This window comes from Escherichia sp. E10V10, from assembly GCF_004211985.1.
GTDB lineage: Bacteria > Pseudomonadota > Gammaproteobacteria > Enterobacterales > Enterobacteriaceae > Escherichia.
In genome coordinates, this window is the sequence record NZ_RHJO01000018.1 from 83,824 (window position 1) to 90,305 (window position 6,482).

The 6,482-nt window shown below is 51.0% G+C and carries 6 protein-coding genes; all 6 read left to right on the forward strand.

Going from position 1 to position 6,482, the window contains the following annotated elements; translation table 11 throughout:
- The first annotated feature begins 26 nt into the window (after positions 1-26).
- The 6 genes from ispG to D9736_RS18100 all read left to right on the forward strand — a co-directional run bounded on the left by ispG (position 27) and on the right by D9736_RS18100 (position 6,225).
- Positions 27-1,145: a flavodoxin-dependent (E)-4-hydroxy-3-methylbut-2-enyl-diphosphate synthase gene (gene ispG / locus D9736_RS18075; protein WP_000551807.1), complete on the forward strand. Its 1,119-nt coding sequence runs from the start codon at positions 27-29 to the stop codon at positions 1,143-1,145.
- A gap of 110 nt (positions 1,146-1,255) precedes the next feature.
- Positions 1,256-2,530 carry a histidine--tRNA ligase gene (hisS, locus tag D9736_RS18080; RefSeq protein ID WP_130258877.1) on the forward strand — a complete coding sequence of 425 codons (1,275 nt, stop codon included), beginning with the start codon at positions 1,256-1,258 and terminating at the stop codon, positions 2,528-2,530.
- A gap of 17 nt (positions 2,531-2,547) precedes the next feature.
- Positions 2,548-3,168, forward strand: a complete 621-nt coding sequence (gene yfgM, locus D9736_RS18085; protein WP_130214611.1) for an ancillary SecYEG translocon subunit YfgM — start codon at positions 2,548-2,550, stop codon at positions 3,166-3,168.
- 10 nt (positions 3,169-3,178) lie between these two features.
- Positions 3,179-4,357, forward strand: a complete 1,179-nt coding sequence (bamB, locus tag D9736_RS18090) for an outer membrane protein assembly factor BamB (RefSeq protein WP_130258878.1) — start codon at positions 3,179-3,181, stop codon at positions 4,355-4,357.
- Positions 4,358-4,474: 117 nt separating this feature from the next.
- A complete protein-coding gene (der, locus tag D9736_RS18095; protein WP_032281443.1) occupies positions 4,475-5,947 on the forward strand; it encodes a ribosome biogenesis GTPase Der in 1,473 nt (490 codons plus the stop codon).
- Between the two features lie 62 nt (positions 5,948-6,009).
- Positions 6,010-6,225 carry a zinc ribbon domain-containing protein gene (locus D9736_RS18100; RefSeq protein WP_130258879.1) on the forward strand — a complete coding sequence of 72 codons (216 nt, stop codon included), beginning with the start codon at positions 6,010-6,012 and terminating at the stop codon, positions 6,223-6,225.
- The last annotated feature ends 257 nt before the right edge of the window (positions 6,226-6,482 follow it).

The window sequence follows — 6,482 nt, forward strand, 5'->3', positions numbered from 1 at the left end:
CAGACGGGTAACGCGGGAGATTTTGCATGCATAACCAGGCTCCAATTCAACGTAGAAAATCAACACGTATTTACGTTGGGAATGTGCCGATTGGCGATGGTGCTCCCATCGCCGTACAGTCCATGACCAATACGCGTACGACAGACGTCGAAGCAACGGTCAATCAAATCAAGGCGTTGGAACGTGTTGGCGCTGATATCGTCCGTGTATCCGTACCGACGATGGACGCGGCAGAAGCGTTCAAACTCATCAAACAGCAGGTTAACGTGCCGCTGGTGGCTGACATCCACTTCGACTATCGCATTGCGCTTAAAGTAGCGGAATACGGCGTCGATTGTCTGCGTATTAACCCTGGCAATATCGGTAATGAAGAGCGTATTCGCATGGTGGTTGACTGTGCGCGCGATAAAAACATTCCGATCCGTATTGGCGTTAACGCGGGATCGCTGGAAAAAGATCTGCAAGAAAAGTATGGCGAACCGACGCCGCAGGCGTTGCTTGAGTCCGCCATGCGCCATGTTGATCATCTTGATCGTCTGAACTTCGATCAGTTTAAAGTCAGTGTCAAAGCGTCAGACGTTTTCCTGGCAGTAGAATCATATCGTCTGCTGGCAAAACAGATCGATCAGCCGCTGCATCTTGGGATCACCGAAGCCGGTGGCGCACGCAGTGGGGCGGTGAAATCTGCCATCGGTTTAGGTCTGTTGCTGTCTGAAGGTATTGGTGACACGCTGCGCGTTTCGCTGGCTGCCGATCCGGTTGAAGAGATCAAAGTCGGTTTCGATATCCTGAAATCGCTGCGAATCCGTTCGCGCGGGATCAACTTCATCGCCTGCCCGACCTGTTCTCGTCAGGAGTTTGACGTCATTGGTACGGTTAACGCACTTGAGCAGCGTCTGGAAGATATCATTACCCCGATGGACGTTTCGATCATTGGTTGCGTGGTGAATGGCCCTGGTGAGGCACTGGTTTCTACACTCGGCGTCACGGGCGGTAACAAGAAAAGCGGCCTTTACGAAGATGGCGTGCGCAAAGACCGTCTGGACAACAATGACATGATCGATCAGCTGGAAGCGCGCATTCGTGCGAAAGCCAGTCAGCTGGACGAAGCGCGTCGAATTGACGTTCAGCAGGTTGAAAAATAATAACGTGATGGGAAGCGCCTCGCTTCCCGTGTATGATTGAACCCGCATAGCTCCCGAAACATTGACGGAAGCGTTGAGGGTTCATTTTTATATTCAGAAAGAGAATAAACGTGGCAAAAAACATTCAAGCCATTCGCGGCATGAACGATTACCTGCCTGGCGAAACGGCCATTTGGCAGCGCATTGAAGGCACACTGAAAAACGTGCTCGGCAGCTACGGTTACAGTGAAATCCGCTTGCCGATTGTAGAGCAGACCCCGCTATTCAAACGTGCGATTGGTGAAGTCACCGACGTGGTTGAAAAAGAGATGTACACCTTTGAGGATCGCAATGGCGACAGCCTGACTTTGCGCCCTGAAGGGACGGCGGGCTGTGTACGCGCCGGCATCGAGCATGGTCTTCTGTACAATCAGGAACAGCGTCTGTGGTATATCGGGCCGATGTTCCGCCATGAGCGTCCGCAAAAAGGCCGTTATCGTCAATTCCATCAGCTAGGTTGTGAAGTCTTCGGTCTGCAGGGTCCGGATATTGACGCCGAATTGATCATGCTCACCGCCCGCTGGTGGCGTGCGCTGGGTATCTCTGAACACGTTACCCTCGAGTTGAACTCAATCGGTTCACTGGAAGCGCGAGCGAATTATCGCGATGCGCTGGTGGCATTCCTCGAACAGCATAAAGAAAAGCTGGACGAAGACTGCAAACGCCGCATGTACACCAACCCGCTGCGCGTGCTGGATTCCAAAAATCCGGAAGTGCAGGCGTTACTCAATGACGCTCCGGCGTTAGGCGATTATCTTGACGAGGAGTCTCGCGAGCATTTTGCTGGTCTGTGCAAACTGCTGGAGAGCGCAGGTATTGCCTACACCGTCAACCAGCGTTTGGTGCGTGGTCTGGATTACTACAATCGTACCGTTTTCGAATGGGTGACTAACAGCCTCGGTTCCCAGGGAACCGTGTGCGCAGGCGGTCGTTATGACGGTCTGGTGGAACAGCTGGGTGGCCGTGCAACACCGGCAGTAGGTTTTGCGATGGGCCTCGAACGTCTTGTGTTGTTAGTTCAGGCAGTTAATCCGGAATTTAAAGCCGATCCCGTTGTCGATATATACCTGGTGGCTTCAGGCACCGATACACAATCTGCGGCGCTGGCATTAGCTGAGCGTCTGCGTGATGAATTACCGGGTGTGAAATTGATGACCAACCACGGCGGCGGCAACTTTAAGAAACAGTTTGCCCGTGCTGATAAATGGGGCGCACGCGTTGCTGTGGTGCTGGGTGAGTCCGAAGTGGCCAACGGCACGGCAGTAGTGAAGGATTTGCGCTCTGGTGAGCAAACGGCAGTTGCGCAGGATAGCGTAGCCGCGCATTTGCGCACGTTACTGGGTTAAGGAAGGAGAAGGACAGCGTGGAAATTTACGAGAACGAAAACGACCAGGTTGAAGCGGTTAAACGCTTTTTTGCTGAAAATGGCAAAGCACTGGCTGTTGGGGTGATTTTGGGCGTTGGCGCACTGATTGGCTGGCGCTACTGGAACAGCCATCAGGTTGATTCCGCACGCTCCACTTCTCTTGCCTATCACAATGCGGTTACCGCAGTTAGCGAAGGCAAACCAGACAGCATTCCGGCGGCGGAAAAATTCGCTGCTGAAAATAAAAATACTTATGGCGCGCTGGCTTCTTTGGAACTTGCGCAGCAATTTGTTGACAAAAATGAACTAGAGAAAGCTGCCGCCCAATTGCAACAGGGGTTGGCGGACACGAGCGATGAAAATCTCAAAGCCGTGATAAATCTGCGTCTTGCCCGAGTTCAGGTGCAGCTCAAGCAGGCTGATGCCGCGCTGAAAACCCTTGAAACCATTAAAGGTGAAGGGTGGGCTGCTATTGTTGCCGACCTGCGTGGTGAAGCATTGCTGAGCAAAGGTGATAAGCAAGGTGCGCGTAGTGCATGGGAAGCAGGCGTGAAAAGCGATGCTACCCCGGCACTGAGCGAAATGATGCAGATGAAAATTAATAATTTGTCCATCTGAGAGGGACCCGATGCAATTGCGTAAATTACTGCTGCCAGGACTGCTTTCCGTTACTCTTTTAAGCGGCTGTTCGCTGTTTAACAGCGAAGAAGATGTGGTAAAGATGTCCCCATTGCCGACCGTTGAAAACCAGTTTACGCCGACCACGGCGTGGAGCACCTCTGTTGGTAGCGGCATTGGCAACTTCTATTCTAATCTTCATCCGGCACTGGCGGACAACGTTGTCTATGCAGCGGATCGCGCTGGTTTAGTAAAAGCGATGAATGCGGATGACGGCAAAGAAATCTGGTCTGTCAGTCTGGCCGAGAAAGATGGCTGGTTGTCTAAAGAGCCGGCATTGCTTTCTGGCGGCGTGACCGTAGCAGGTGGTCATGTTTACATTGGCAGCGAAAAGGCGCAGGTTTACGCGCTGAATACCAGTGATGGTACTGTAGCATGGCAAACTAAAGTCGCGGGTGAAGCACTTTCTCGCCCGGTGGTTAGCGATGGTCTGGTACTTATCCACACCAGTAATGGTCAGTTGCAAGCGCTGAACGAAGCAGACGGTGCTGTTAAATGGACAGTTAACCTTGATATGCCTTCGCTCTCTTTGCGTGGCGAATCTGCGCCAGCCACAGCGTTTGGCGCAGCAGTCGTTGGTGGTGATAATGGCCGCGTCAGTGCAGTACTGATGCAACAGGGCCAGATGATTTGGCAACAGCGCATCTCCCAGGCGACCGGCTCTACTGAAATCGACCGTCTGAGCGATGTTGACACAACTCCAGTAATCATTAACGGCGTTGTTTTTGCACTGGCCTATAATGGTAACCTGACGGCGCTTGATCTGCGCAGCGGTCAGATTATGTGGAAACGCGAACTGGGTTCGGTGAATGATTTCATCGTCGACGGTAACCGCATCTATCTGGTCGATCAAAATGACCGGGTGATGGCGTTGACCATTGATGGCGGCGTTACGCTGTGGACGCAAAGCGAGCTGTTGCATCGCCTGCTGACTTCTCCGGTGCTGTATAATGGCAACCTGGTGGTGGGTGACAGTGAAGGCTATCTGCACTGGATTAACGTCGAAGATGGTCGTTTCGTTGCCCAGCAAAAAGTTGATAGCTCCGGTTTCCAGACCGAACCGGTTGCCGCTGATGGCAAACTGCTGATCCAGGCAAAAGACGGGACTGTGTACTCCATTACACGTTAATCGTCTCTGTCGTTCACTTTGAAAACGGCTCCTGGACAGGGGCCGTTTTCCTGTTTTTAACAACGACGCAAAAAAAGCGATCGTTGTCTGATGATTTATAAAAATGAGGCTTTAAACATGGTACCTGTGGTCGCGCTTGTCGGGCGCCCTAACGTAGGTAAATCCACGTTATTTAACCGTCTAACTCGCACCCGAGATGCGCTGGTTGCGGATTTCCCGGGTCTGACTCGTGACCGTAAGTACGGTCGTGCAGAAATTGAAGGCCGCGAGTTTATCTGTATTGATACCGGCGGTATTGACGGTACGGAAGACGGTGTTGAAACCCGCATGGCGGAACAGTCGCTGCTGGCGATTGAAGAAGCAGACGTTGTACTGTTTATGGTTGATGCGCGTGCTGGCCTGATGCCGGCAGATGAAGCTATTGCCAAGCACCTGCGCTCCCGAGAAAAACCTACCTTCCTGGTGGCAAACAAAACTGATGGTTTAGATCCAGACCAGGCAGTTGTTGATTTCTATTCGCTCGGTTTAGGCGAAATCTACCCAATTGCCGCGTCTCATGGTCGTGGCGTATTAAGCCTGCTGGAGCACGTCCTTCTGCCGTGGATGGAAGATCTCGCGCCGCAAGAAGAAGTGGACGAAGACGCAGAATACTGGGCGCAATTTGAAGCGCAAGAGAACGGCGAAGAAGAAGAGGAAGACGACTTCGATCCTCAAAGTCTGCCGATCAAACTGGCGATTGTGGGGCGTCCGAACGTCGGTAAGTCTACGCTCACTAACCGTATTCTCGGTGAAGAACGCGTTGTGGTTTACGACATGCCAGGCACAACGCGTGACAGTATCTACATTCCAATGGAACGTGACGGACGTGAGTATGTACTCATTGACACCGCTGGCGTACGTAAACGCGGCAAAATCACCGATGCTGTAGAGAAATTCTCCGTAATCAAAACGTTGCAGGCCATTGAAGACGCCAACGTGGTGATGTTAGTGATTGATGCGCGCGAAGGTATTTCCGATCAGGATCTCTCGCTGCTGGGCTTTATTCTCAATAGTGGGCGCTCACTTGTCATTGTGGTGAATAAGTGGGATGGCCTGAGTCAGGAAGTGAAAGAGCAGGTGAAAGAAACGCTGGACTTCCGTCTGGGCTTTATCGATTTTGCTCGCGTGCACTTTATCTCTGCCTTGCACGGCAGTGGTGTTGGTAACTTGTTTGAATCAGTACGTGAAGCGTATGACAGCTCCACCCGTCGTGTGGGGACCTCTATGCTGACGCGCATCATGACGATGGCTGTTGAAGATCACCAACCGCCGCTGGTACGCGGTCGTCGTGTGAAGCTGAAATATGCCCACGCCGGTGGTTATAACCCGCCGATTGTGGTGATTCACGGTAACCAGGTGAAAGACCTGCCGGATTCCTACAAGCGTTATCTGATGAACTATTTCCGCAAGTCTCTGGATGTGATGGGGACGCCGATTCGTATTCAGTTCAAAGAAGGGGAAAACCCATATGCGAACAAGCGTAACACCCTGACGCCGACCCAGATGCGCAAGCGTAAGCGCCTGATGAAGCATATCAAGAAAAGTAAGTAATTACTTATCTGGTTTCCCTTTCCATATGGAAAGGGAAACCCATGAAAATATGAGGATCATTTATGGAACTCAGCTGCCCAATCTGCCAAAATCCTCTCGAACGCCAAGGCGAGACGGCTCACTGCGTAACTTGCGACAAAGATTTCACCGTCCAGGCACTTTGCCCTGACTGCCACCAACCGTTACAGGTGTTAAAAGCGTGTGGTGCGGTGGATTATTTCTGCCAGCATGGTCACGGTTTAATTTCTAAAACCCGTATTGAATTTGTCATTTCTTAATATCACTGGAATATATGATTTCGCATTATATATTCCTAATATAAATATTATAATCTCATCTCTATTAGATTAACGACTAATTAAAAATGAGCAAAGTCTCATTGTTATACTTTAAGACTATGTTTAGCACTTCTGGTGTGCAGTTGCTGCGTTATCTGGAATACAATATTAGACATTATTTTAGAATTAAATTCCCACAGGGAAAAACATGTTGCAATGGATCCGCTATATAACACTAATATTTATCTCCGGTGCTG